Annotated in this window: 22 protein-coding genes; 17 read left to right on the top strand and 5 right to left on the bottom strand. The window is 62.2% G+C overall.

Going from position 1 to position 22,259, the window contains the following annotated elements:
- Nucleotides 1-93: 93 nt before the first annotated feature.
- Nucleotides 94-1,593 (bottom strand): exopolyphosphatase, encoded by a 1,500-nt coding sequence (gene ppx, locus DWQ09_08280; protein ID KAA3628129.1) that lies wholly within the window; start codon nucleotides 1,591-1,593, stop codon nucleotides 94-96.
- A 108-nt stretch (nucleotides 1,594-1,701) separates the two neighbouring features.
- Between ppx and DWQ09_08275 the strand changes: the two genes are divergently transcribed.
- The gene (locus DWQ09_08275) at nucleotides 1,702-2,529 is read left to right on the top strand and encodes a shikimate dehydrogenase (GenBank protein KAA3628128.1); all 828 of its coding nucleotides are present in this window, start codon (nucleotides 1,702-1,704) and stop codon (nucleotides 2,527-2,529) included.
- Here DWQ09_08275 and DWQ09_08270 read toward each other — a convergent pair.
- Both DWQ09_08270 and DWQ09_08265 read right to left on the bottom strand, forming a co-directional pair.
- The gene (locus tag DWQ09_08270; protein ID KAA3628127.1) at nucleotides 2,523-3,071 is read right to left on the bottom strand and encodes a gamma carbonic anhydrase family protein; all 549 of its coding nucleotides are present in this window, start codon (nucleotides 3,069-3,071) and stop codon (nucleotides 2,523-2,525) included. The genes DWQ09_08275 and DWQ09_08270 overlap by 7 nt on opposite strands.
- A 126-nt stretch (nucleotides 3,072-3,197) precedes the next feature.
- Complete coding sequence (locus DWQ09_08265; protein KAA3628126.1) at nucleotides 3,198-4,547, bottom strand: glutathione-disulfide reductase; 1,350 nt, start codon at nucleotides 4,545-4,547, stop codon at nucleotides 3,198-3,200.
- A gap of 95 nt (nucleotides 4,548-4,642) precedes the next feature.
- Between DWQ09_08265 and DWQ09_08260 the strand changes: the two genes are divergently transcribed.
- The 7 genes from DWQ09_08260 (at nucleotide 4,643) to DWQ09_08230 (ending at nucleotide 11,267) form a co-directional block, all read left to right on the top strand.
- Nucleotides 4,643-5,218, top strand: a complete 576-nt coding sequence (locus DWQ09_08260) for a LemA family protein (protein KAA3628125.1) — start codon at nucleotides 4,643-4,645, stop codon at nucleotides 5,216-5,218.
- A gap of 3 nt (nucleotides 5,219-5,221) precedes the next feature.
- Nucleotides 5,222-6,163, top strand: coding sequence for a hypothetical protein (locus DWQ09_08255; protein KAA3628124.1), 942 nt, complete (start codon nucleotides 5,222-5,224; stop codon nucleotides 6,161-6,163).
- 19 nt (nucleotides 6,164-6,182) lie between these two features.
- The gene (locus tag DWQ09_08250) at nucleotides 6,183-8,222 is read left to right on the top strand and encodes an oligopeptidase A (GenBank protein ID KAA3628123.1); all 2,040 of its coding nucleotides are present in this window, start codon (nucleotides 6,183-6,185) and stop codon (nucleotides 8,220-8,222) included.
- 160 nt (nucleotides 8,223-8,382) lie between these two features.
- Complete coding sequence (gene xth, locus DWQ09_08245; protein ID KAA3628122.1) at nucleotides 8,383-9,150, top strand: exodeoxyribonuclease III; 768 nt, start codon at nucleotides 8,383-8,385, stop codon at nucleotides 9,148-9,150.
- A 70-nt stretch (nucleotides 9,151-9,220) separates the two neighbouring features.
- Nucleotides 9,221-9,523, top strand: a complete 303-nt coding sequence (locus DWQ09_08240) for a thiamine-binding protein (GenBank protein ID KAA3628121.1) — start codon at nucleotides 9,221-9,223, stop codon at nucleotides 9,521-9,523.
- A gap of 62 nt (nucleotides 9,524-9,585) precedes the next feature.
- Nucleotides 9,586-10,284, top strand: a complete 699-nt coding sequence (locus DWQ09_08235) for a hypothetical protein (protein KAA3628120.1) — start codon at nucleotides 9,586-9,588, stop codon at nucleotides 10,282-10,284.
- Nucleotides 10,285-10,391: 107 nt separating this feature from the next.
- Nucleotides 10,392-11,267 (top strand): HDOD domain-containing protein, encoded by an 876-nt coding sequence (locus tag DWQ09_08230; protein KAA3628119.1) that lies wholly within the window; start codon nucleotides 10,392-10,394, stop codon nucleotides 11,265-11,267.
- 15 nt (nucleotides 11,268-11,282) lie between these two features.
- Here DWQ09_08230 and DWQ09_08225 read toward each other — a convergent pair whose 3' ends face one another.
- Together DWQ09_08225 and phaC are read right to left on the bottom strand one after the other, a co-directional pair.
- The gene (locus DWQ09_08225; GenBank protein ID KAA3628118.1) at nucleotides 11,283-11,768 is read right to left on the bottom strand and encodes a DUF1499 domain-containing protein; all 486 of its coding nucleotides are present in this window, start codon (nucleotides 11,766-11,768) and stop codon (nucleotides 11,283-11,285) included.
- A 3-nt stretch (nucleotides 11,769-11,771) separates the two neighbouring features.
- Nucleotides 11,772-13,571, bottom strand: coding sequence for a class I poly(R)-hydroxyalkanoic acid synthase (gene phaC / locus DWQ09_08220; GenBank protein KAA3628117.1), 1,800 nt, complete (start codon nucleotides 13,569-13,571; stop codon nucleotides 11,772-11,774).
- Between the two features lie 360 nt (nucleotides 13,572-13,931).
- On the opposite strand from phaC, the gene DWQ09_08215 reads away from it, so the two are divergent.
- The 9 genes from DWQ09_08215 to DWQ09_08175 all read left to right on the top strand — a co-directional run bounded on the left by DWQ09_08215 (nucleotide 13,932) and on the right by DWQ09_08175 (nucleotide 21,951).
- Nucleotides 13,932-14,690, top strand: coding sequence for a thermostable hemolysin (locus tag DWQ09_08215; protein KAA3628116.1), 759 nt, complete (start codon nucleotides 13,932-13,934; stop codon nucleotides 14,688-14,690).
- The gene (locus tag DWQ09_08210; protein ID KAA3628115.1) at nucleotides 14,687-16,189 is read left to right on the top strand and encodes a long-chain acyl-CoA synthetase; all 1,503 of its coding nucleotides are present in this window, start codon (nucleotides 14,687-14,689) and stop codon (nucleotides 16,187-16,189) included. Before DWQ09_08215 ends, DWQ09_08210 begins: the two co-directional genes overlap by 4 nt.
- Nucleotides 16,186-16,701: a pyridoxamine 5'-phosphate oxidase gene (locus tag DWQ09_08205; GenBank protein KAA3628114.1), complete on the top strand. Its 516-nt coding sequence runs from the start codon at nucleotides 16,186-16,188 to the stop codon at nucleotides 16,699-16,701. Before DWQ09_08210 ends, DWQ09_08205 begins: the two co-directional genes overlap by 4 nt.
- Nucleotides 16,698-17,636 carry a radical SAM protein gene (locus DWQ09_08200; GenBank protein ID KAA3628113.1) on the top strand — a complete coding sequence of 313 codons (939 nt, stop codon included), beginning with the start codon at nucleotides 16,698-16,700 and terminating at the stop codon, nucleotides 17,634-17,636. Before DWQ09_08205 ends, DWQ09_08200 begins: the two co-directional genes overlap by 4 nt.
- 18 nt (nucleotides 17,637-17,654) lie before the next feature.
- Entirely contained in the window at nucleotides 17,655-18,353 is a 699-nt protein-coding gene (locus DWQ09_08195) for an iron-containing redox enzyme family protein (protein ID KAA3628112.1), read from the top strand.
- A gap of 10 nt (nucleotides 18,354-18,363) precedes the next feature.
- Nucleotides 18,364-19,173: a short chain dehydrogenase gene (locus DWQ09_08190; protein ID KAA3628111.1), complete on the top strand. Its 810-nt coding sequence runs from the start codon at nucleotides 18,364-18,366 to the stop codon at nucleotides 19,171-19,173.
- A gap of 15 nt (nucleotides 19,174-19,188) precedes the next feature.
- Nucleotides 19,189-19,863, top strand: coding sequence for a hypothetical protein (locus DWQ09_08185; protein ID KAA3628110.1), 675 nt, complete (start codon nucleotides 19,189-19,191; stop codon nucleotides 19,861-19,863).
- Between the two features lie 85 nt (nucleotides 19,864-19,948).
- Nucleotides 19,949-20,611 carry a response regulator gene (locus DWQ09_08180; GenBank protein KAA3628109.1) on the top strand — a complete coding sequence of 221 codons (663 nt, stop codon included), beginning with the start codon at nucleotides 19,949-19,951 and terminating at the stop codon, nucleotides 20,609-20,611.
- Nucleotides 20,608-21,951, top strand: coding sequence for a two-component sensor histidine kinase (locus DWQ09_08175; GenBank protein ID KAA3628108.1), 1,344 nt, complete (start codon nucleotides 20,608-20,610; stop codon nucleotides 21,949-21,951). Before DWQ09_08180 ends, DWQ09_08175 begins: the two co-directional genes overlap by 4 nt.
- The last annotated feature ends 308 nt before the right edge of the window (nucleotides 21,952-22,259 follow it).

The following is a 22,259-nucleotide window of genomic DNA, read 5'->3' as shown; positions in this document are numbered from 1 at the left end:
TAAATGGCCTGATTACAGGGCCGGCTAGTATACCGACCCGCCGCAGGGTTGTGTATGGCGGTAGTGGCCGCGTACGTTATCGGTATCAACGCTTCAACCGATCTTCAATCGCCAGGCGGAGTTTCTCAGAAAAGCGGCCTCCTCCTTGAGTTCTTCCCGGGTGAGTGGATTCTCATCGAGCCAGCCGCTGGGAAACGTGAGCGCGATAACTTTGCGTTTGGCGCTGACGTGAATTTCTGGAAGTGGTCGCTCACTCCGCGCACGATGCAGGCGCACCGCAAGTCGCAGGATCAGGCAGAGTTGTTGCGCGGGCAAACGCTCGCTGGCTGGCAGTGCCGCGAACGCGGCGGTCGGAAACTTCCTGCGATGCCCACGGACCAGAGTGGCGATAAGACGTTGCTCCTGCCGGGTAAAGCCGGGCAGATCGGAGTGCTCAAGCAGATAGGCGCCGTGCTTGTGGTATTGGCTGTGCGCGACGCTGAGGCCGACCTCGTGCAGCTGAGCCGCCCATCCCAGAGCATTGCTCAACTCCTCGTTGTGCAGCGACCAGCCAGTGGCGAGTTCGCTGAGCAGCGCCAGGGCGGTCTGCTTGACGCGAGCGGCCTGCGCTTCATCGACGTGACAGCGTCGGGCCATGGCCGCGACGGTGTATTGACGGATATCTTCGTGCTCGATGCGGCCGAGCAGATCGTAGATAAGCCCCTCGCGAAGCGCGCCCTCGGAGTGGGTCATCGATTCGATACCCAGACACTCGAAGGCGGCGAGAAGGATGGCAAAGCCTCCGGGGAAGACCGGTCGGCGCTTTTCTGGCAGCGCCCCGAACTCCATTCGCTCCACATGGCCTGCTTTTAACAGGTGTTCACGCAGCAGCATCAAGCCGTTGCGCTCAATGCCCTGTTCGCACCAGGCTTTCTCGCGCAGTACCTCGGCCACCGCCAGGATGGTACCGGAAGTGCCGATGATTTTGCTCCAGCCCTGCCGGCTCAACCGCTGAACCGTGGGCCTTATTTCCAGCTGTGCGGCAATGACGGCGTTGCGTAGTCCCCTTGATGAAATGGATCCGTCGGAGAAGAAGCGTTGACTCATGCTCACGCAACCGAGATACAGGCTCTCGGTATCGAAGACCTCATATCCCTGTCCGATGGCGAACTCGGTGCTTCCGCCGCCGATGTCCACCACCAGTCGACGCTGGCCGTCGTCGGCCGATGTGTGCGCCACGCCCTGGTAGATCAGTCGCGCCTCCTCCACCCCGGAGATGATATCGATGGGATGGCCCAGCACAGGTTCGGCACGCGCCAGAAACTCTTCCGCGTTGCGCGCGCTGCGCAGCGTGTTGGTGCCAACCACGCGCACGGAACCCTGTGGCATGTCGCGCAATCGTTGTCCAAAGCGTTCCAGACAGGCGAGGGCGGCGCTTTGGGCTTCTGCGGTGAGGCGCTTCGAGGCATCCAGGCCCGCGCCGAGGCGTACCATCTCCCTAATCCGGTCCATCATCTGCACGCGCCCGTCGGCGACTCGAGCCACCACCAGGTGGAAGCTGTTGGAGCCGAGATCGACGGCAGCGACCATCTCGGGTGCACGCGAATAGGGCATTGACGTTCCTGATCAGGGGCGGCGACGGCGGTGCTATACTGCGGCGCCCATGGTATCGGCACGTATGCCGATCGTCCACGTTCGTACAATTGCCTCAGAGCATGGCCAATGACCGACCGTTACGCGGTGATGGGCAATCCCATCGAGCACTCCAAATCACCCGTCATCCACGCCGCTTTTGCCGCCCAGACCGGGCAGGATCTGAGTTACGACAAGCTGCTGGTGCCGCGGGATGGATTCGACGCTGCGCTCCGGGAATTTGTGGCCAGCGGCGGCAGGGGACTCAACATCACCGTCCCGTTCAAAGAGGAGGCCTACCGGGTCACGACGGCTCACAGTGAGCGGGCACAACGTGCAGAAGCCGTCAATACCGTCATTATCGAGGAAGATGGCCGCTTTTTCGGCGACAATACCGATGGAATCGGATTGATTCGTGATCTGCTGCGCGATCCTGGCTGTCCTTTGGCCGGACACCGGATCCTGATACTGGGCGCCGGCGGGGCCGTCCGTGGAGTGCTGGGGCCGCTGCTCGATCAGAACCCTGCGTCTCTGACGATCGCCAACCGCACCGTGAGCAAGGCAGTGGCCCTGGTGAACACCTTCGCCGGTCCCGTCCCCCTGGCGGCTTCCACGTTCGAAGCGCTTGGCGGCCAGACCTACGACCTGCTCATCAACGGGACGGCGGCCAGTCTGCAGGGCGAAATGCCCGCACTGCCGGAAGGCGTGCTGGCTCGCGGTGCCTGGTGCTACGACATGATGTACGGCGCCGAACCCACACCGTTTCTGCGCTGGGCGTCGGCACAGGGCGCCGGCCGGACGCTGGACGGATTGGGGATGCTGGTTGAACAGGCAGCGGAGTCGTTTTTCCTGTGGCGCCGGGTGCGCCCCGATACCGCGCCGGTGATCCGGAAGCTGCGTGCCTTGCTGTCTCAGTAGCTGTTACCACCCTCCTCGGCCCGATAACGCTCTTTGAGATCGACGTAATGCTGCGCCGACATCAGCAGACCCGCCTGGTCGGATTCCGATAACGGCCGCGCCCGGCGCGCAGGTGCCCCCAAATAGAGGTAACCGCTTTCGAGGCGTTTCCCAGGCGCCACGACACTGCCGGCCCCCACAACGACTTCATCCTCGATGATCGCGCCGTCGAGGATGATGGCCCCGATACCGATCAGCACCCGATTTCCCACCGTGCAGCCATGAACCACCGCGCGGTGGCCCACGGTCACCTCATCACCGATGGTCAGGGGAAAGCCCGCCTCGCCCTCTTCCTCGGCATGCGTGACGTGGAGCACGGTGCCGTCCTGGATATTGGTACGTGCGCCGATGCGGATATGGTGAACATCGCCGCGAGCGACGACGCCTGGCCACAGCGATGAGTCGGCGCCGATGGTGACGTCACCCACCACTAGCGCCAGGTCATGAACGAAGACGCCGTGGGCGAGTCGAGGTTGTTTGTCTTTGAAATTACGAACCGACATGGTTTTCGATACCTACGAGTCTGTGGTGACTATTGAAATGGGAGATCCTCGCCGGGCCGCCAAGAACACATGGAAAAGGATTGTAGACCTCCTGGCGAACTTTGCGTCTTTGCGGGAGAAAAATCCTTAGCGCATCGTTACCAGTTCCTCGGCGCTGGTGGGATGAATGGCAACGGTGCGATCGAAATCCGCCTTGGTGGCCCCCATGCGCAGTGCCACCGCAAAGCCCTGGAGCATTTCGTCGGCTGCCTGACCGATGAGATGGATACCGACCACCTTCTCCTGTGCGCCGACACAGACCAGTTTCATCGCGGTGCGGGTCTCGCGCCCGGCGATGGCGTAGTACATGGGCGTGAAGCGCGAGGTGTAGCATTTGACCGCGCCGCCATGCTGGTCGCGCGCCTCGTCTTCGGTCAGGCCTACCGTACCGATGGGCGGATGGCTGAAGACCACGGTGGAGATCTGGTCGTAATCGAGTCTGCTGTCGGATTTGCCGCCAAACAGGCGGTCGCCCAGCCGGCGCGCCGCCGCGATGGCCACCGGAGTGAGCTGCGCGCGGCCGGTGACATCGCCCACGGCATAGATGCCGGAAATGTTGGTGTTCTGAAATGTGTCGGTGGGAATGTATCCCTGGGAATCGGTTTCGACCCCGGCTGCGGCGAGGTTGAGCTCTGCACTGCGCGGTTCGCGGCCGGTAGCCCAGATCAGCGTGTCGAATCCGGTCAGCTGTTGTCCGTTGGGATAGAAGATGGTCAGATTGCCATCGGCGGTACGCTCCACCCGCTCGATGCTCATGCCCGGGAGGATGTTCACGCCGTGGTTGAGCATCTCCTCCATCAGCATCTCGCGCAGCATCGGGTCGAAGCTCTTCAGCAGATGTTCGCCGCGCAGCAGCAGGCTGACCTCGCTGCCCAGTGCCTTGAGCAAACCGGCCAGTTCCACGGCGATATACCCGGCGCCCACCATGGCCACGCGTCGCGGCTGTTCGGTGAGTTGGAAAAAGCCGTCGGAGGTGATGCCCAGTTCCGCGCCCGCAATCTGCGGCACAAGCGGTCGTCCCCCGGGCGCGATGACGATATGCTCCGCGCTGTAGCGTTGGCCCCCGACCTCCAGGGTACGGGCATCGAGGAAGCGCGCCAGTCCCTGGATGTGCTCGATGTTGGAATCGGCCAGATAGGAGCTGCACCAGGTGTTGATGCCGGTGATGTAACGTTCGCGGGCCGCAACCAGCTTTCGCCAATCGAAACCGTTGACCGCCACGTCAAACCCGTAGCCCGCCGCATCCTCCAGCGCCGCGGCCAGGGAGGCGGCATTCCACATTACCTTCTTGGGCACACAACCCACGTTGACGCAGGTTCCGCCCAGTTTACCTGCTTCGATGACCGCGCAGCGCGCGCCGTACTGGGCGGCGCGCTCGGCGGCGGAGAGTCCGCCGCTACCGGCGCCAATGGCAATCAGATCGTAGTGCTGGGTCATGATGCAGTTCCGTCAACGAAATGTGGCGATAGTATACTGAACCCGTTCGCGCCCATCGGCGTTGCAGCCATCAATGAAAATAAAGGGGGGAATTCATGGAAGTCAGCACCATTGTCTTGCTCGGCATCGTTGCCGCTGTCGTCCTCTACGGTATCGTCATCTACAACAACCTGGTGCGCCTGAAACACGCCATATCCAAGGCCTGGTCGAATATCGACGTGCTGCTCAAGCAGCGCCATGACGAGCTGCCCAAGCTGGTGGAGACCTGCAAGCAGTACATGGGCTACGAGCAGGAGACCCTGGAGCAGGTGATGAAGGCGCGCAGCGCCGTAGCCGCTGCCCGCGAGCAGGGCGACATCGCCGCGCTGGGTCCGGCGGAGACGCAGCTGCGGTTGGGCCTGGGTAATCTCTTTGCTGTCGCCGAGGCCTACCCCGATCTCAAGGCCAATGAGAGTTTTCAGCATCTGCAGGCGCGCATCACCGGTCTGGAAAATGCCATCGCTGACCGGCGCGAGTTCTACAACGAGAGCGTCAATCTCAACAACGTGCGCATCGAGCAGTTCCCGGATGTGATTATCGCTCGCTGGTTCAGGTTCGTGGCCGCAACGCTGCTGGAGTTCAGCGACGAAGAGAAGCAGGACGTCGACGTTCGAACGTTGTTCAACTCTTGATCAATGTCTTTGACCGACGAGTGGGCGCAGACGCTGGTCAGCGCCTCGGCGGCCGAGTTCTGGATGTGGGCGGGCGCCGGTGCGGCTCTCTCCGCGGTGGCATTCGTCTTCACGTTTCGCGGGCTGGCGCGGGCGCGATTGATCGAGGATCTCCCCACCTCGCGTATCCGCTCGGCCGCCCAGGGCTACGTCGAGCTGGAGGGGGTTGGCGAGCTGATGAAGGGCGAGCCGATACTGGCACCGCTCACGGGAACGCCTTGTACCTGGTATCGCTGCAGGGTCGAAGAGCGTGTCCACACGGGCCGCCGGCAGCGCTGGCGGATGGTGAACAAGTACCTCAGCGACGAACTGTTTCTGCTGCGCGATGCCACCGGGATCTGCGTCGTTGATCCCGAGGGTGCCGACGTGATTCCGGGCGAAAAGCTGGTCTGGTATGGCACTACCGCTTCACCAACCCGGACACCGCTGCACACCGGGCGCTGGTCCTGGTTGCTGGCGAACGGGGACTATCGCTATACCGAGGAGCGCATGCTGCCCGGTGACCCTCTCTATGCGCTCGGCTGGTTCAACACCGTCGGCGGCGCGAGCGAGGCCTTCGATACCAGCACCGAGGTGCGCGAGCTGCTGGCCTCATGGAAGCGCGATGCCGCAACCATGAAGGCCTTCGATCGCAACGGCGACGGTGAGATCGATATGGCGGAGTGGACAGAGGCGCGCCGCGTCGCCACCCACGAGGTGCGCATGCGCCAGCACAAGCGCGCCGTCCAACCGGGGATTCATACCCTCTCCAAACCCAAGGGCGGCCAGCACTTCCTGCTTTCGGCCCGTTCGCAGGCGCGACTGACCCGGCGATTCCGCTGGCTTTCCGCTGCTGCCCTGGTCACATTTATCGGTGGGGGAGGCGCCGTGGTGTGGGCAGTTGCGGTACGATTGGGGACCCTATAACCCTGCGTAGAGCTCAGTTATGCCGGAAAATCCGCTGCTCGAATTCGAGGGATTACCCCCTTTCTCCCGGATCAAGCCCGAGCACATCGAACCTGCCATTGACCTGTTGCTGAAGGAAAATCGTCAACGCATCGCATCCCTGGTGAAGGGGCTGCGGGGTCCGACCTGGACCAATTTCATCGAGCCGCTGCTGCGTTGGGAGGATCGCCTGGAGCGCGTCTGGTCGCCGGTCAGTCACCTCAACAGCGTTGCCAACAGCGAAGCCTGGCGCGCCGCCTACAACAACTGCCTGCCCAAATTGAGCCTTTACGCTTCGGAGCTGGGCCAGCACGAGGGGCTTTATAACGCCTATCGGGCCCTCGCCGAGGGGGCTGAGTATGCGACGCTCAATCCCGCCCAGCGCAAACTGATCGACAATGCACTGCGCGATTTTCGTCTGTCCGGCATCGAATTGGCCGAGAAGCCCCGTACCCGTTACCGCAATATCATGCAGGAGCTGACCGCCAGCGCGGCCCGTTTCGAGGAAAACCTGCTGGATGCCACCAACGCCTGGCGTCGGCTGGTCACCAATGAGGCCGAGCTGGCCGGGCTCCCCGCCACGGCCGTTGCCCAGGCGCGTGAGCGGGCCGAGCACGCGGGCGAGCCGGGGTGGCTCTTCACTCTGGAGTTCCCCTCCTACATAGCAGTGATAACACACGCCGATCACCGGCCGTTGCGCGAGGCGACGTACGAGGCCTATGTCACCCGCGCCTCCGATCAGGGTCCGCATGCGGGCAGGTGGGACAACGGTCCGGTGATGGAACGACTGTTGCAGCTGCGTCACGAATTGGCTCAACTGCTGGGTTTCAGCAGCTACGCCGAGCGCTCGCTGGCCACCAAGATGGCCGCATCGCCCGAGCAGGTACTGGAGTTTCTCACCGACCTCGCCGAGCGCTCGCTACCCGTGGCGCATCGCGATTTCGACGAGATCGTGCGTTATGCGCGCGATACACACAGGGTGACCGATCTGGCGGCCTGGGACATCGCCTACTACGCGGAAAAGCTGCGCAAGCACAAGTTCGATATCTCCCAGGAAGAGCTCAAGCCCTATTTCCCGGAGCCGCGCGTCGTGCAGGGGCTGTTTGCCGTCATCGAGCGCCTCTACGGGATTCGGTTGGTCGCCATCGAGGACGTCGATGTCTGGCACGACAGCGTGCGTTACTTCGAGGTGCGCGATATCGAGGACCGGCCCTGCGGCGGCGTCTACGTCGACCTCTATGCTCGGCCGAAAAAACGCGGAGGGGCGTGGATGGATGAGTGCGTGCGTCGTTTCCGCCATGCCGACGGTGATCAGCTCCCGGTCGCCTACGTTACCTGCAACTTCTCCCAGCCAGGCGGAGACCATCCTGCGCTGTTCTCCCACGAAGAGGTGCTGACGCTGTTTCATGAGTTCGGTCACGCGCTCCATCACCTGTTGACGCAGATTGATTTCCCGCCGGTCGGGGGTATCAACGGTGTGCCGTGGGATGCGGTGGAACTGCCGAGTCAATTGATGGAGAACTGGTGCTGGGAGGAGGATGCGCTGGCGATGATCTCGGGCCACTACCAGACCGAGCAACCGTTGCCACCCGATCTGTTGAAGCGCATGAAAGCGGCGCGCAACTTCCAGTCGGGGATGCAGATGGTGCGGCAGCTGGAGTTCGCCATTTTCGATTTCCGACTTCATTATGAATACGATCCGGCAAAAGGCGGCCGGGTCTACGAGCTTCTCGATGCGGTGCGCCGGCAGGTTGCCGTTATCCAGCCCCCCGCCTACAACCGCTTCCCGCACAGTTTTGCGCACATCTTCGCGGGGGGCTATGCGGCGGGTTACTACAGTTACAAATGGGCCGAGGTGCTCTCCAGCGACGTGTTCTCCGCCTTTGAGGAGCGTGGGGTTTTCGATGCCGCCACCGGTCGGCGGTTTCTTGCCACGGTATTGGAGCAGGGCGGGTCGCGCGATCCTCTGGAATTGTTTGTTGAGTTTCGCGGCCGCGAGCCGCAGATCGATGCGTTGTTACGCCATTCCGGTATTCTGTAGGGGCGGCGCAAGCCGCGAATCGTGACGCATAGCTACGGAGTTCACCGAGAATGTATTGTTTGCGCCGGAGGCTTCCTCCTCTTCCCTGGCATTATTGCGTTTTGGGGCGAGACCGCACTCAATCCATTCGCGGTTACCGCAGCTCCCACAGGTTTTTGAGATGAAAATTGCCACCTGGAACGTCAACTCGCTGCGCGTACGACTGTCGCATGTACTCGATTGGCTGGCCGCCGAACAGCCCGATGTGATGGCATTGCAGGAGACCAAACTTACCGATGAGCAGTTTCCTGCCAATGACATTGAGTCGGTCGGCTACCAATGCATTTTCTCCGGGCAAAAAACCTACAATGGGGTGGCGGTGCTGGCGCGTCATGCGCTTCATGATGCGGTAACCGACCTGCCCGCTTTCGATGATCCGCAGCGCCGCCTGTTGGCGGTCACCTGCAACGGTATCCGGGTGGTGAACGTCTACGTTCCCAACGGCTCCGAGGTCGGTTCGGAGAAATACGCGTACAAATTGGAGTGGCTGGAGCGTCTCACCGATTTGCTCGCAGACGAACTCAGGCGACATGAGCGCCTGGTGGTGTTGGGGGATTTCAACATTGCCCCCGAGGATCGCGATGTCCACGATCCCGAAGCCTGGCGCGGTAAGGTATTGTGCAGTGATGCCGAACGGGCGGCGTTTGCGCGGTTGATCGATTTGGGTTTTTGCGACAGCTTCCGCCGTTTTTCTTCGGCAACCGGCGAGTTCAGTTGGTGGGATTATCGGATGAACGGGTTTCGTCGCAACCTCGGCCTGCGTATCGATCACATCCTTGCCAGCGCCGCGATGGAGCGTGATCTGACGGCTTGCCGCATCGACAAGGGACCGCGTGCGCTGGAGCGTCCCTCCGACCATGCTCCCGTGCTGGCGGAGTTTGTTTCTTGATACAGCTGACATGGCCAGTACACCCGTAGTCTCTCTATGACAGTACAGAACTTCAAAGGAATCCCTTGCCATGAAAGTAATGATCGATCTCTGCGTAGTTCCCCTGGGGGTTGGTGTTTCGGTCTCATCCTATGTGGCCGCCTGCGAGCGCGTGATCAAGGAGGCTGGGTTGAAGTCGCAGCTCCACGCCTACGGCACCAACATCGAGGGCGAGTGGGATGCGGTGATGGCGGCGGTGAAGCGTTGCCATGAGGTGATCCATGAGATGGGTGCGCCGCGCATCACCACAACGATCAAGCTCGGTACCCGCGTCGATCGCGACCAGACCATGGAGGACAAGGTGTACAGTGTCGAACGGAAGTTGGCGGAATAGCCCGGTTTTCTCCCCTTGCGGGTTGTGTTTCCATAGGCGTATCAAGGGTCGAGGTCTCGGCAATGCAAACCATAGAGATTCGCTATTGCTTTCGGTTGCCCGACCACAGTATGCGCGAGATCGCTCTCCATCTTGAACCCGAACATATTCAGCTTACGGGACATTTGCCGGACCAACTTCCCGACTGGACGCGGCTCGATTTTGAGCAGTGCACTCACTGTCCACTCACGGTTGACAAGGTGCCGCACTGCCCGTTCGCCGCAAGCCTGGTGGGTGTGATAGATATCAGCCGTGAAGTGCTTTCTCACGATGAGGTGGAGGTGACGGTCATCACTGCCGAACGCGCGATCCGCAACCGTACCACCGCACAGCGCGGCATCAGCGCGGTGATGGGATTGATCAGTGCCACGTCAGGCTGTCCCCATACCCGGTTTCTCAAACCGATGGCCCGTTACCACCTGCCCTTTGCCACCGAGGAAGAGACCCTCTATCGTGCCGCATCGATGTATCTGCTGGCCCAGTATTTCCGTCGCTTGCACGGCGGTAACGCGGATCTTGACCTCGATGGATTGGCCGAGTTCTACCGTAACCTGCAGGCGGTTAACCAGTCGATGATGCAGCGTATTCGCAGCGCCAGCCAGAAGGATGCGGCGGCCAACGCCTTGGTGCTGCTCGATCTTTTTGCCAAGGCTATGCCCTACTCCATCGAAGATTCACTCGAAGAGGTTCGCTATCTGTTCAGCGCCTACCTGACCGAATGAATGCTTGAAAAGCAGGCGCGGCGATTTTCCGCCAGAGTCCACTTGGAATACGGCGGAGGACGTTTTCTACCACCGAACAGGGGTAACGGGTTTATGCGAGGCTCCAGGTGACCACCGATAAAGATCACGGTACCGTCATCCGGATCGAAGAGCTGGTGCGGGAGGTCGACGAACTGGTCTCCTTTCCCGAATTCTATCTGCGTGTCAGTGAACTGCTGGAGGATCCCAACGCCACCGGCCAGGAGATCGGCAAGCTGCTTGGCCAGGACCCCGGTCTCGCCCTGCGGGTACTGAAGATCGCCAACAGCCCGATGTACGGGTTGAGCCGGCAGGTGGAAACCGTGGAACGCGCGGTGATGGTGCTGGGTAAAAGTCAGATTGTCGAAGTCGTGCTGGCGACCACTGTGAGCAAAGTAATCGCCGGTATTCCAAACGACGTCTACGACATGGATGACTTCTGGAGCCACAGTATCTTGTGCGGCATCGTTACGCGGGAGCTGACACGACTCTGCCGACATGTCGATGTCGACTTCGCCTTCGTCGCCGGGTTGCTCCACGATGTCGGTCAGTTGGTGTTGTTCAATCGTTTCCCCGGTCAATCGCGCGTGGCGCTGGAACTGGTGATGGATCGTGAGCAGCCGGTGGAGCTCTTCGAGGCAGAGCGCAAGATTTTCGGTTTCGACCATGCCATGTTGGCCGGCAGACTGATGGAAGTGTGGCTGCTGCCGGAACGTTTGCGCGAGTGCGTTGAGTTTCATCATGCGCCGGCGCTTGCGCTCAACCACCCGGTGGAGGCGGCCTTGGTGCATATGGCCAACTGCGTTACCAACGTTCAAGGTACCGAGCTCACACCGGAGCGCACCGTCGAGCGCATCGATCGCATCTGCTGGGACCGAACGGGTTTGGAACCTGATCAGCTCCTGCCCATCGTCGATGCTGCAGAAGAAGCCGTCGATGAGATTCGTGCGCTGTTACTGGGTTGAGGCGTGCGGAACCGGCTACCGCAATTCAGTTTCCAGCTGCCCGTAGAGATCCAGGACGTGCCGGGTGTTGGCGCCCAGATCGCCACGACCGATGCGCGAGCTCGAGCGGATGTGCACCACACTCTCGGTGTCGCGCTGTACTATGCGCACCCGCACATCATCCTTGAAGCGCCACACTTTGCTGGTGATCACCAATTCGATTTCGCCGTCTTCCAGATTGCGTGAGGCAATTTCCCAACCCAGGGATTGCGCCGCCGATCCCACTGCCTGGAAAAGTATCGCAGGTTTATTCCGGTACGCGCGGGAACGCAGCTCCGCAAAAACAGGGGCCTCGGAAGTTTCCGCCACATTGCTGCTCAGGTAGGTCACGAGACGCCGCCAGGTTCCGGGGGCGTCGTTCCAAGGCAGGCGATTGGCGATAAGGCCACCTGCTACCAGTGCCGCTGCCGCCAGTATCAGGGTGAGCAGCAGCGCCAGCAGCAGTTTCCCGGTGAGCGCCATCGTCTATTTATCGATACGAATCTTCACGTAACTGCCAGGCGCATCCTCGATGGGTTTGAGTTTGCCATCGCCGGGTTGGCGCGCCGCGACCTGTTTGCCTGCTTTGCGCTTGACCCACGCGAACCAATGGGTCCACCACGATCCCTCCTGTTCGGTCGCACCCTCCAGCCACTCGTCGGCGGTTGCCGGCAGCGAGTCGCTCGTACAGTGCCCATACTTTTTCGAGGTGGCCGGATTGATTACGCCGGCGATATGCCCCGACCCGCCGAGCACGAAGCTGACCTTGCCGCCGAGATGCCTGGCGCCCATATAGGTCGATTTCCAGGGGGCGATGTGGTCTTCGCGCGTGGAGAGGAAATAGGTGGGAACATTGATCTTGCCGAGATCGATGGGTACGCCGTCGAGTTCAATACCCCCGGGCTCTTTGAGCCGGTTGTGCTGATACATGTTGCGCAGGTAAAAACTGTGCATGGCGCGCGGCATGCGCGTCGAGTCCGAGTTCCAGAACAGCAGATCGAAGGGGAACGGGTCTTTGCCCATGAGATAGTTGTTGATGACAAAAGACCAGATCAGATCGTTGGCGCGCAGCAGGTTGAACACCGTCGCCATCTGGCTGCCTTCCAGATAACCCTTTTTGTCCATGTAGTCCTCGATGAGCTGCAGTTGCTCCTCATCGACGAACACCGACAGTTCGCCCACGTCGGTGAAATCGAGCATGGTGGTGAAAAAGGTACCGCTCTTGAGGCGCTTATCGCCCTTGGCGGCCAGATAAGCCAGGGTGGTGGCGAGCAGCGTGCCACCCAGGCAGTAGCCGACGGCGTTGACCTCTTTCTCCCCGGTAGCCTGTTCGATGGCATCGAGCGCCGCGACCGTGCCTTCCAGCAGATAGTCTTCGAAGCGTTTCTCGGCCAGCGACTCGTCGGGATTCACCCAGGAGATGACGAAGACCGTAAACCCCTGGTCCACCGCCCATTTGATGAACGAATTCTTGTCGCGCAGATCGAGGATGTAGAACTTGTTGATCCAGGGCGGGACGATCAGCAACGGTCTTTGAAACACCGTTTCGGTGGTGGGGGTGTACTGCAGCAGCTGCATGAGGTCGTTCTGATAGATCACCTTGCCGGGAGTGACCGCCACGTTGACGCCGGGTTCGAACGCTTCGAGATCGGTCATCTTGACCCGCAGATTGCCTTTACCGCGCTCCAGATCTTCGAGCAGGTTTTCCAGCCCGTTGACCAGATTCTCGCCGCCCGATTCCAAGGTCGCCTTCAACACCTTGGGATTGGTGTGCACGAAGTTGGTCGGCGCCAACGCATCGATGAACTGCTGGGTGTAGAACTCGACCTTCTTGGCCGTCGCGGGCTCCAGACCTTTCACATCGTGCGAGAGATTCTGGATGCTGTGCGCGGTCAGCAGGTAGCTCTGCTTTATGAAATCGAAGACGACGTTTTCCGCCCATTCGTCGTCCTTGAAACGCTTGTCGTCGGGGCGCGGCTGTACTACCGGTGCAACCTCCTCGCCGGCGATGCGCCGTGCGGTGGAGTGCCAGAGGTTCATGTACTGGTGCCAGTAGTCCATCTGCACCTGCATCAACTTGCCGGGATCGTTCATCAGGTGGGCGGCCATGTCCATGAACGCCTTGGAGATTACGCCGGGATCGGGGATCTGGAAATGGTCGTCGTTGACCTGATGCTTGAGGTACTCGCTCATCAGGCGCTGCGACTGCATGACGATCTTGGAGTAATTCTCCATCAGCTTGCTGGGATCCATCGTTCCGGGGGTTTCGTGTGCGGTGTCGGTCATCGGTTTTCTCGCTTGATGGATTGCTTACGGATAGCTGAACCGATCCGTTGCCATGGGGGTGGCGCTGCGGTGATCCGAAATCCAGCCGTTGATCTCATCAGCCCGTCGAATCCCGGTTGCCGCCGGTACCACGCAACAGACCTCTTCAGGTCTTCTCCCTGAGGATTGTGCCGCTTACCTGTAAGAGTAACCCAGTGTGAGTATTTGTGCGGCCGGATTCAGGCGGCGCTGGCCCCCGGTCCACGATGAGAAAGTGTGACCTGAGACACCTTTTTCCCATCGTGGTTTTAAGGGCTTCTTAAGTTTCACCCGGTAATTTGTGGTTCCAGAGAGGGAGAGGCCTCCACCCGGACAGCAACCATGGATCACCCGACGATCAGACCGCCAGCCGCCAACACTGCTTACAGACCGCGCATCGCTGATCTGCCGCCTCCGGTAAGCCTGACCCGCCTGGATCGGGCCAGCCCGCAGCGCCGGGAGGCGGAGTCCTACGTGCGCGGCGCCTTCGCGCACCGTTATCGGGCGCAGATTCACGAACTGCCGGAGTGCCTGATGGCGTTGCGCCGCGCTTCGGGGGAACTGACGGCGGTTGCCGGCCTGCGCTGTGCTGCCGAGGCTCCCCTGTTTCTGGAACAGTATCTCGATGGTCCCGTGGAGAGTTATCTGGGACCGCCGGGCGGAGTCGGACGCGGCACCCTGGTCGAGATCGGCAGTCTTGCCGCGCCAACTCCCGGTCAGGTGCGCTATATGATGATCGCGCTGGCGACTTACCTGCACAGTGCCGGTTATCAGTGGGTCGTGTGTACGGCCATCAGCAGTCTGCGCAACACCTTGGCCCGGATGGGCCTGACCCCGATACTCCTGGGTGCCGCCGATCCTGCCCGCCTGGGCGCTGCGGCGGCGGATTGGGGCCGCTACTACGAGGAGCGACCCCAGGTCATTGCCGGTCATCTCGGCGAGGCGGCGGCGCTGCTCGAGGCGCGCGCCTCCCATCGTGAGCACCCGGTTGGCGATCTGTGGCGCAGCGCCCGTGAACTGGGGATGCGCCACGGCACGGCTCAACCGGCGGTCCACGGCACGTTTCCCGCAGCGCCGATGAACGGCAGCATCAGCGCATGAGCCGGGTGATCGCAGCCCTGCAGGACGGCGCCGTGCAGCGACCCGCTGCGTTGGCGCTGATCGATGAGCAGATTTCACTCGACTACGCCGCGGCCGCGGCGCGCAGCGCGGAACTGGGTCGCTGGCTGTTGGCGCAAGGTGTCGAAAGGGTTGCGCTGTTGGCCGACAACTCCGTTGCCTGGGCGCTGTGGGATCTGGCCGCGTTGCAGGCCGGCGTCACGCTTGTCCCCCTGCCCGGTTTTTTTTCCGACCGCCAGATCCGTCATGTGCTGGCCGATGCCGGTATCGAACTGCTGATCAGCGACGATCCGCAGCGTACCCGGCACTTGCCTGGTGCGGGCCACCCAACGAGTGGGTCGAGGGAAATGGTGGTGGCGAAGCGGAGGTTCACGCTTGCAGGTTTGCTCACGCAGCGGCAGGTGACGCTACCGTCGGACATCGCCAAGGTGACCTACACCTCCGGTACGACCGGAGCGCCCAAGGGCGTTCTTCTCAAAGCGCAGACCATGGAGCAGGTCGCCGCCTCGCTGGTGGTCGCCACCCAGGCCGGTCCCGAAGATCGTCACCTCGCGCTGTTGCCACTGGCGACGTTGCTGGAGAACATCGGCGGCCTCTATGCACCACTGCTGGCGGGCGGATGCGCGGTGCTCTACAGCCAGGCTCACGTCGGTGTGCAGGGGGCAAGCGGGGTAGATCCGCAGCGCATCCTTACCTGTTTGCAGGCGTCAGCTGCCACCACCGCCATCACGCTCCCCCAATTGCTGCAGGCGTTGGTGGCCGCCCGCGCCGCCGCAGGACCTACCCCCGAGAGGCTGTGCTATCTGGCCGTGGGCGGTGCCCCGGTTTCACTGCGTCTGCTGAAATCCGCCCGCAACTGTGGCCTGCCGGTCTACGAGGGCTACGGACTGTCCGAGTGCGGCTCGGTCGTCGCGCTAAACCGTGCCGACGCACAACGCCCCGGCAGTGTCGGACAACCTTTGCCCCACGCGCGGGTGCGTATCGCGAACGATGGCGAGATCCTGGTGGGCGGGGCGCTGTTCGACGGCTACCTGCACGATCCGCAGGCCCCGGGCGACTGCTGGCCGACAGGCGACCTGGGCTTTCTGGATGAGGAGGGTTATCTGCACCTCACCGGGCGCAAAAAGCATCTCTTCATCACCGCCTTCGGGCGTAACGTGGCGCCGGAATGGGTGGAGGCGGAGCTTACCGCGCAACCCGCCATCGCCCAGGCGGCGGTCTTTGGCGAGGCGCGACCGTTCAACGTGGCGGTGGTGGTGCCGCGAGCCGGTGTCAGCGAAACCCTGGCGGCGGCCGTGGCCGCAGTCAACCGCCGCTTGCCCGACTACGCGCAGATCCGCGAACTGGTGGTTGCCGATGCGCCTTTCACAACGGCCAACGAGCTGGCGACCGCCAACGGCCGATTGCGTCGCGATGGTATCGCTCAGGTCTACGGTGAGCGTGTCGCCGCCCTCTACGACAGCGCACGGGTGGCCCTGTGAGCGACAGGAGTTATCAACACGCCTTCAGCGCGGCGGAACGTCAGGCCCAGCAGCGCTGGGGCCGGCCCGAGGTGTGGGATGCCGCACGCCGCGAGCGCCTGTTGTGGGACCACATCCCGGCCGAGTATCACGCCCGCATCGAGGCCGCCCCCTTCTTCTTTCTCGCTACCGCCGACCGCAGCGGCCACTGCGACTGCTCCTTCAAGGGCGGTGGTCCGGGTCTGGTGCGGGTGCTCGATGCGCGGCGGCTCGCCTTCCCCGACTTCGCAGGCAATCAGGCCTTCATGAGCCTGGGCAACATCCTCGACAACCCGCAGGTCGGCCTGCTGTTCATCGATTTCAGCGACGGTGCGCGGTTGCGCGTCAACGGCCGGGCGATGATCCACGATCGTGGTGAGCCACTGCTGTGGTTCGACCGCGCCCCGCGTGTCATCGAGATCGTCATCGAGCAGGTGGTGCCCAACTGCGCTGCCCACATCCCCAAGCTGGTACCGGCGGAGGTGGGGCTGTGAGCGCTTACCGCATCGCCGTGAATATCGAGTGGACCGGCGCCTGCAACGCCCGCTGCGTCATGTGTCCGCGCGATGCGATCACCCGGCCGCGCCATATGGACGAGGCGACCTATCGTCAGGTGCTCGCCCGCCTCGCGCCCCGCGATGTGTTCCGTGCCGTGATTGCCGGTTACGGCGAACCCACCGTGCATCCGCAGTTCGAGCGTTTTGTCGCCCTGACCCGGGAGGCAAAGGTGCCGGTGGATATGGTCAGCAACGGCGAGTGGCTGGATGCCGAGCGCCTGCGCGCCCTGGACGGGGTTATCGGGACGCTGGTGGTCTCCTTCTCCAGTGCCGATCCCGGAATCTATGGCCGTGTCCATGCCGGTCTCGATCAGCAGCGGGTGATGGCGAATCTGGTGCTGGCGCAGCGCACACTGCAAAGAACATCGCTGGCCGTGAGCCTCACGCCGCTCGCCGAGTGCATCGCCACCCTGCCCGAGACCATAGCCTGGCTGCGCGGGCACGGCATCGACCGGCTCACCATGTCGCCCACGCTTTACGACCGTGCCGGTACCGCGTCGGGTCAGGAAAGCGAAGCACGCAACCTGCGCCCGGTGATCCGCCGCTACGGTCTGCATAGCCAGGAGTACGATTTCGTCCCCTCGGTGGGCGATGTACTCGGCCAGTGGCGTGCCAACCGCTTCCGCTGTCTGCCGCGCAACAGCGATCTCGCCATCGCCGCCGACGGCAGTTATCAGTACTGCTTCAACGACGTGCGTCGCCGCCGCCCGCTGGGCACCGTGGCGAACCTGGGAATTCGTGACGCCCTGGTGCTGCGCGAACCCACCCCCTCCGATCCCGAGCTGTGCGATGCGTGTACGACGCGCTCGCGCTACCGCCCCTGGGAGTTTTTGCAGGCCGCCGCGGGTTACGCGCGGCTGCGTCTTTCGTGAAACTGGAGTCCTGAAGGTATGAGTTCCACCGCCGTCTTGCATCAGCCCGCCGCGACCGAGGGTTTTTACCAGCGCTTGCTGGCCGCCACCGAAACTGAACGCAACGCGTTTCTCGCCACCCCCATCCTGAAGGCCGGAGTGGCAGGGACCATCGATCATTCGACCTACCTAGCGTTTCTCGCTGAGGCCTATCACCACGTCGGCCAGACCGCACCGCTGCTGATGGCGTGTGGCGAACGGCTGCCGCGCCGGCTCGACTGGCTGCGCAAAGCTGTCGCCGGGTACATCAGCGAGGAGATCGGTCACGACGAATGGATCCTGGAGGACATCCGCGCAAGCGGCGGTGACGCCGACGCGGTACGTAACAGCGCACCTGCCTTCGCCACCGAGCAGATGGTCGCCTACGCCTGGTACACGGTGCTGCGCGCCAATCCGGTCGGTTTCTTTGGCATGGTGCTGGTGCTGGAGGGGACCAGCGTGGCCATGGCCACCCAGGCTGCCGCCGCCCTGCAGAAGAGTTTGGGCCTGCCCGCCCGATGCTTTACCTACCTTACCTCGCACGGCTCGCTGGATATCAGCCACATGGAGCACTTTCGCACACTGATGGATCGCATCACCGACGCCGAGGACCAACAGGCCATCATCCACTGCGCGCGCCGCATGTACCGCCTCTACGGCGATATCTTTCGCGGTCTGGCGCAGGCGGAAAGCCATTAAGGAGACACCGATGGATCTCAACAATGTACGCATTCTCTTGACCGGCGCGGGCGGTGGTATCGGAACCCCGGTCGCTCGACAACTGGCCGCGGCTGGCGCCCGTCTGTTTATGGTGGGTCGTGACGAAGCCGGAGCCGGATTGGCAGAAGAGCTGCGCCAGCAGGGCGCCGACGCCCGGTACCTGTTCATCGACCTGCTCTCCGAAGGTGCTGCCAGCGAGGTTGCGCAGGCCGCCCGCCAGGCGCTGGGCGGTGTCGATCTGCTCGTCAACCTGGCTGGAGCGATGAGCTTCGAGTCCTTCGCCGCCGAGGATCCCCAGGTGACCGAGCGCCTGCTGCGGCTCAACACCCTGGTGCCCATGCAACTGGCGCGCGCCGTGCTGCCCGGCATGCTGGCCCAGCAGCGCGGGCGCATCGTCAATATCGGCTCGATCTTTGGCTCCATCGGATTCGCCTACTTCGCTACCTACTCCGCCACCAAGTTCGCGCTGCGGGGATTTTCCGAAGCGCTGCGCCGTGAACTGGCGGGCTGCGGTGTTGGCGTGACCTACATCGCGCCGCGTGCAGTAAAAACCGGTTTCAACACCGATGCCGTCTATCGCATGGCGCAGGTGGTGAAGATGAGTCTCGACGAACCCGAAACCGTGGCGCGCGCCATCGTCGCGGCGATCCGCGCCGAGCGCGATGAGGCCTACATCGGCTGGCCGGAGAAGTTGTTCGTTCGCGTCAATGCCCTGTGGCCACGCCTGGTGGACAGCGGCGTGCGTAAAAAGAACCAGCAGGCCGCACAGTTCGTGCGGCCGGCAAGTACCCCGCACTAAAGGAGGGTTGTAGCTATGTCACGTTTGAATTTCGTTCCGTTTGTCAACTGGTTGTTCCTTGGCATGCTGCTCACCAGCGCCGGGAACTCCATGGCTGCCGATCCCATGATGGTCGAGGTTGAGCAGATCCAACAGCGCTGGGCGGTGATCAAGTATCAGACCGGCGATCAGAGCCAGACCGACGCCTACGAACAGCTCGCCCAACAGGCGCACGCGCTGAGCGAGCGCTACCCGAATCGCGCAGAACCGTTGGTATGGGAGTCGATCGTGCTCAGTTCCCACGCCGGTTCACTCAGCGGATTGGCCAAGATGGGTGCACTCGACGAGGTGAAGAAGGCACGCGACCTGCTGCTCGCCGCCGAGAGGATCGATCCCAGTGCGCTCAATGGTTCGATCTATACCAGTCTCGGTACCCTGTACTACAAAGTGCCGGGGTGGCCGTTTGGATTTGGCAGCAACAAAAAGGCGGAGGAGTATCTGCAAAAAGCGCTGGCCCTCAATCCGGATGGCATCGATCCCAACTTCTTCTTCGGTGAACTGCGCTACGAGCAGGGCATGTACGACGATGCCCTGAAGGCGCTGCAAAAGGCACAGCAGGCACCACCCAGACCCGCACGCGAGCTTGCGGACCGCGGCCGTCACAAAGAGATCGACGAGCTGATCGTTAACGTGAAGAAACGTGTTCTTTAAGAGTTGTCAGCACGGCGCAATTGCAGAACAATCGATCCGGGATGGCCACAGCGCCGTCCCGGATTTTGTTGAAGCGGGAAACATCATGAGATTACTGCTGGTGGAGGATGATCGCCTGCTGGGCGAAGCCGTGGTGGCGGGTCTGCACCAGAACGGTTTTACGGTGGACTGGGCGCGCGACGGCATGACTGCCGATCATGCGCTCATCGCTGAGCAGTTCGATCTGGTGGCGCTCGACCTCGGCCTGCCGCGCTGCAGCGGACTCGAACTGCTGCGTAAACTCCGCGACCGGGGCAACACCGTGCCGGTATTGATACTTACCGCGCGCGACACCGTCGAGGATCGCGTGCAGGGACTCGATTCCGGTGCTGACGATTATCTGATCAAGCCCTTTGATCTCGCCGAACTCAACGCCCGAATCCGCGCCTTGCTGCGCCGCCAGGGCGGGCGCGGATCACCCGTCCTGGCGCACGGGGCGATACGCCTCGACCCCGCGGCTCACGCCGTCGAGTTGAATGGCACAATGGTCGATCTTTCACCCCGGGAGTTCACGCTGCTGCGCCTGCTGCTCGAAAGCGCTGGTCGCGTGTTGTCGCGGGAGCGTCTCGAAGAGGCACTCTACGGTTGGAACACCGATGTCGACAGCAACACGGTCGAGGTCTACATCCACCATCTGCGCAAGAAGTTCGGTGCGAACCTGATACGCACCATCCGCGGTGTGGGCTACATGGTGGAGAAAGGGGCGTGAAGCGCTCGCTGCGCTTGCGCCTGCTGCTGATTCTCGTCGCACTCTTTTCGCTGGTGTGGGTGCTGGTCACCACCGCCAGCTACTATGCCGCGCAGCACGAAATAGAGGAACTGTTCGATGCACAGCTCGCGCAGTATGCGCGAACGCTGCAGGCCCTCACCCAGCACGAACTCGAAGAAGACGAGCACGAGCAAATCCAGCTCGATAACAGTTTCCTCGGCCATACCTACGAAAAGAAGGTGATGTTCCAGGTCTGGAACGGGCCGACGCTGGTGCTGCACTCGGGAACGGCGCCCGATCGTCCGATGAGCGATCTGTTCGGCTTCACCGACCGTGATATCGATGGCGCGACATGGCGGGTGTTCGCGCTGCCGGGCGCGAAGGAAGCTGCGGCCATTCAGGTGGCCGAGCGCTACGATGTGCGCGAGGAGCTGGTAAATAAAATCAGTCTCCAGGTGCTTTACCCTCTGATCATCGCCCTGCCGCTGTTGGCCATCGTGTTGTGGTTCGCGGTGGGCGGTGGTCTGCGCCCGCTGCGTGCGTTGACCAGGGAGGTCGGCGCACGTTCGCCGCACGAGCTGCAACCGCTGCCCGACAACGCGGCGCCGAAAGAGCTCGCACCGCTGGTGGCGGCCATCAATGGCCTGCTTGCGCAGTTGCGCCGCGCCTTGGAGAGCGAGCGCCGCTTCACCGCCGATGCCGCGCACGAATTGCGCACGCCGCTCGCCGCGCTGAAGATGCAGGCGCAAGTCGCGCAGGGTGCCGTGCAGCGCGAAGAGCGCATGACCGCCATCGACAACATCGTAACCAACGTCGATCGCGGCACCCGTCTGGTCGAGCAGTTGCTCACACTGGCGCGACTGGATCCCGAAGTTACCCAGAAAGAGACCGAAGCCGTCGATCTCGCCGCGCTGGCCGCGCAGGTGGTGGGTGAGTACGCGCCGGATGCGATCCGCAAAGGAGTCGATCTGGGGCTGGAGGAAGGCAGCCGCGGGCAGATTCGCGGATTGCCCGAAGCCGTGCGCGTCATGCTGCGTAACCTGGTGGACAATGCCGTCAAATACACGCCCGCGGGCGGGCGCGTCGATGTCGGCGTCAGCGAGTCACACCAGGGTGTCATCGTCAGTGTCGCCGACAGCGGTCCGGGCATTGATCCCGAGCTGCGCGAGCGTGTCTTCAATCGCTTCTATCGGGTGGTGGGCAACGAAGAGGAAGGCAGCGGCCTGGGGCTCTCCATCGTGCAGCGCATCGCCGAGTTGCACCAGGCGCAGGTCGCTTTCGATGCGGAATATGGTCCAGGGTTGAAGGTCGTGGTGCGGTTTCAAAGCCAGGAGCCGTAGAACAGACGTCGGTGCTGTTTGCCTTGCGTGGGTAGCTTCAGCGGTCTAATGGGATGGTTGCCTGCACGACAGGAAAGTCTCTTAAGGAACGTCTGAATAAGTTATGCAAACCAGCACGGCCGATTCAATATGTTTGTGTTTTTCATCATAAGGAGCGTTTGCAGGCAGTATTCGGCTCAACATGGGCCGTTTTCTAGCCGTTTTGTGCGCCGTTGCGGTTTATCAGGCGCACCAATCCTATGTCGGGCATCGCAATCGTCGCCGCGCCAGGTACAGATTGGTCAATGCACTCAGTACAAACAAGGCAT

The sequence above is a fragment of the Pseudomonadota bacterium genome (genome assembly GCA_008501635.1).
Lineage (GTDB): Bacteria > Pseudomonadota > Gammaproteobacteria > QQUJ01 > QQUJ01 > QQUJ01.
The sequence above is the reverse complement of the archived record's forward strand: the minus strand, read 5'-3'. Positions and strand labels throughout refer to the sequence as shown.

Excerpts from the sequence above, each read along its gene's own strand:
- DWQ09_08190 (KAA3628111.1), top strand. The coding sequence starts at position 18,364 with ATGGATCTCAACAATGTACGCATTCTCTTGACCGGCGCGGGCGGTGGT.
- DWQ09_08250 (KAA3628123.1), top strand. The coding sequence starts at position 6,183 with ATGCCGGAAAATCCGCTGCTCGAATTCGAGGGATTACCCCCTTTCTCC.
- DWQ09_08255 (KAA3628124.1), top strand. The coding sequence starts at position 5,222 with ATGTCTTTGACCGACGAGTGGGCGCAGACGCTGGTCAGCGCCTCGGCG.
- DWQ09_08270 (KAA3628127.1), bottom strand. The coding sequence starts at position 3,071 with ATGTCGGTTCGTAATTTCAAAGACAAACAACCTCGACTCGCCCACGGC.
- DWQ09_08260 (KAA3628125.1), top strand. The coding sequence starts at position 4,643 with ATGGAAGTCAGCACCATTGTCTTGCTCGGCATCGTTGCCGCTGTCGTC.
- xth (KAA3628122.1), top strand. The coding sequence starts at position 8,383 with ATGAAAATTGCCACCTGGAACGTCAACTCGCTGCGCGTACGACTGTCG.
- DWQ09_08235 (KAA3628120.1), top strand. The coding sequence starts at position 9,586 with ATGCAAACCATAGAGATTCGCTATTGCTTTCGGTTGCCCGACCACAGT.
- phaC (KAA3628117.1), bottom strand. The coding sequence starts at position 13,571 with ATGACCGACACCGCACACGAAACCCCCGGAACGATGGATCCCAGCAAG.
- ppx (KAA3628129.1), bottom strand. The coding sequence starts at position 1,593 with ATGCCCTATTCGCGTGCACCCGAGATGGTCGCTGCCGTCGATCTCGGC.
- DWQ09_08225 (KAA3628118.1), bottom strand. The coding sequence starts at position 11,768 with ATGGCGCTCACCGGGAAACTGCTGCTGGCGCTGCTGCTCACCCTGATA.
- DWQ09_08180 (KAA3628109.1), top strand. The coding sequence starts at position 19,949 with ATGAGATTACTGCTGGTGGAGGATGATCGCCTGCTGGGCGAAGCCGTG.
- DWQ09_08185 (KAA3628110.1), top strand. The coding sequence starts at position 19,189 with ATGTCACGTTTGAATTTCGTTCCGTTTGTCAACTGGTTGTTCCTTGGC.
- DWQ09_08240 (KAA3628121.1), top strand. The coding sequence starts at position 9,221 with ATGAAAGTAATGATCGATCTCTGCGTAGTTCCCCTGGGGGTTGGTGTT.
- DWQ09_08275 (KAA3628128.1), top strand. The coding sequence starts at position 1,702 with ATGACCGACCGTTACGCGGTGATGGGCAATCCCATCGAGCACTCCAAA.
- DWQ09_08215 (KAA3628116.1), top strand. The coding sequence starts at position 13,932 with ATGGATCACCCGACGATCAGACCGCCAGCCGCCAACACTGCTTACAGA.
- DWQ09_08195 (KAA3628112.1), top strand. The coding sequence starts at position 17,655 with ATGAGTTCCACCGCCGTCTTGCATCAGCCCGCCGCGACCGAGGGTTTT.
- DWQ09_08265 (KAA3628126.1), bottom strand. The coding sequence starts at position 4,547 with ATGACCCAGCACTACGATCTGATTGCCATTGGCGCCGGTAGCGGCGGA.
- DWQ09_08210 (KAA3628115.1), top strand. The coding sequence starts at position 14,687 with ATGAGCCGGGTGATCGCAGCCCTGCAGGACGGCGCCGTGCAGCGACCC.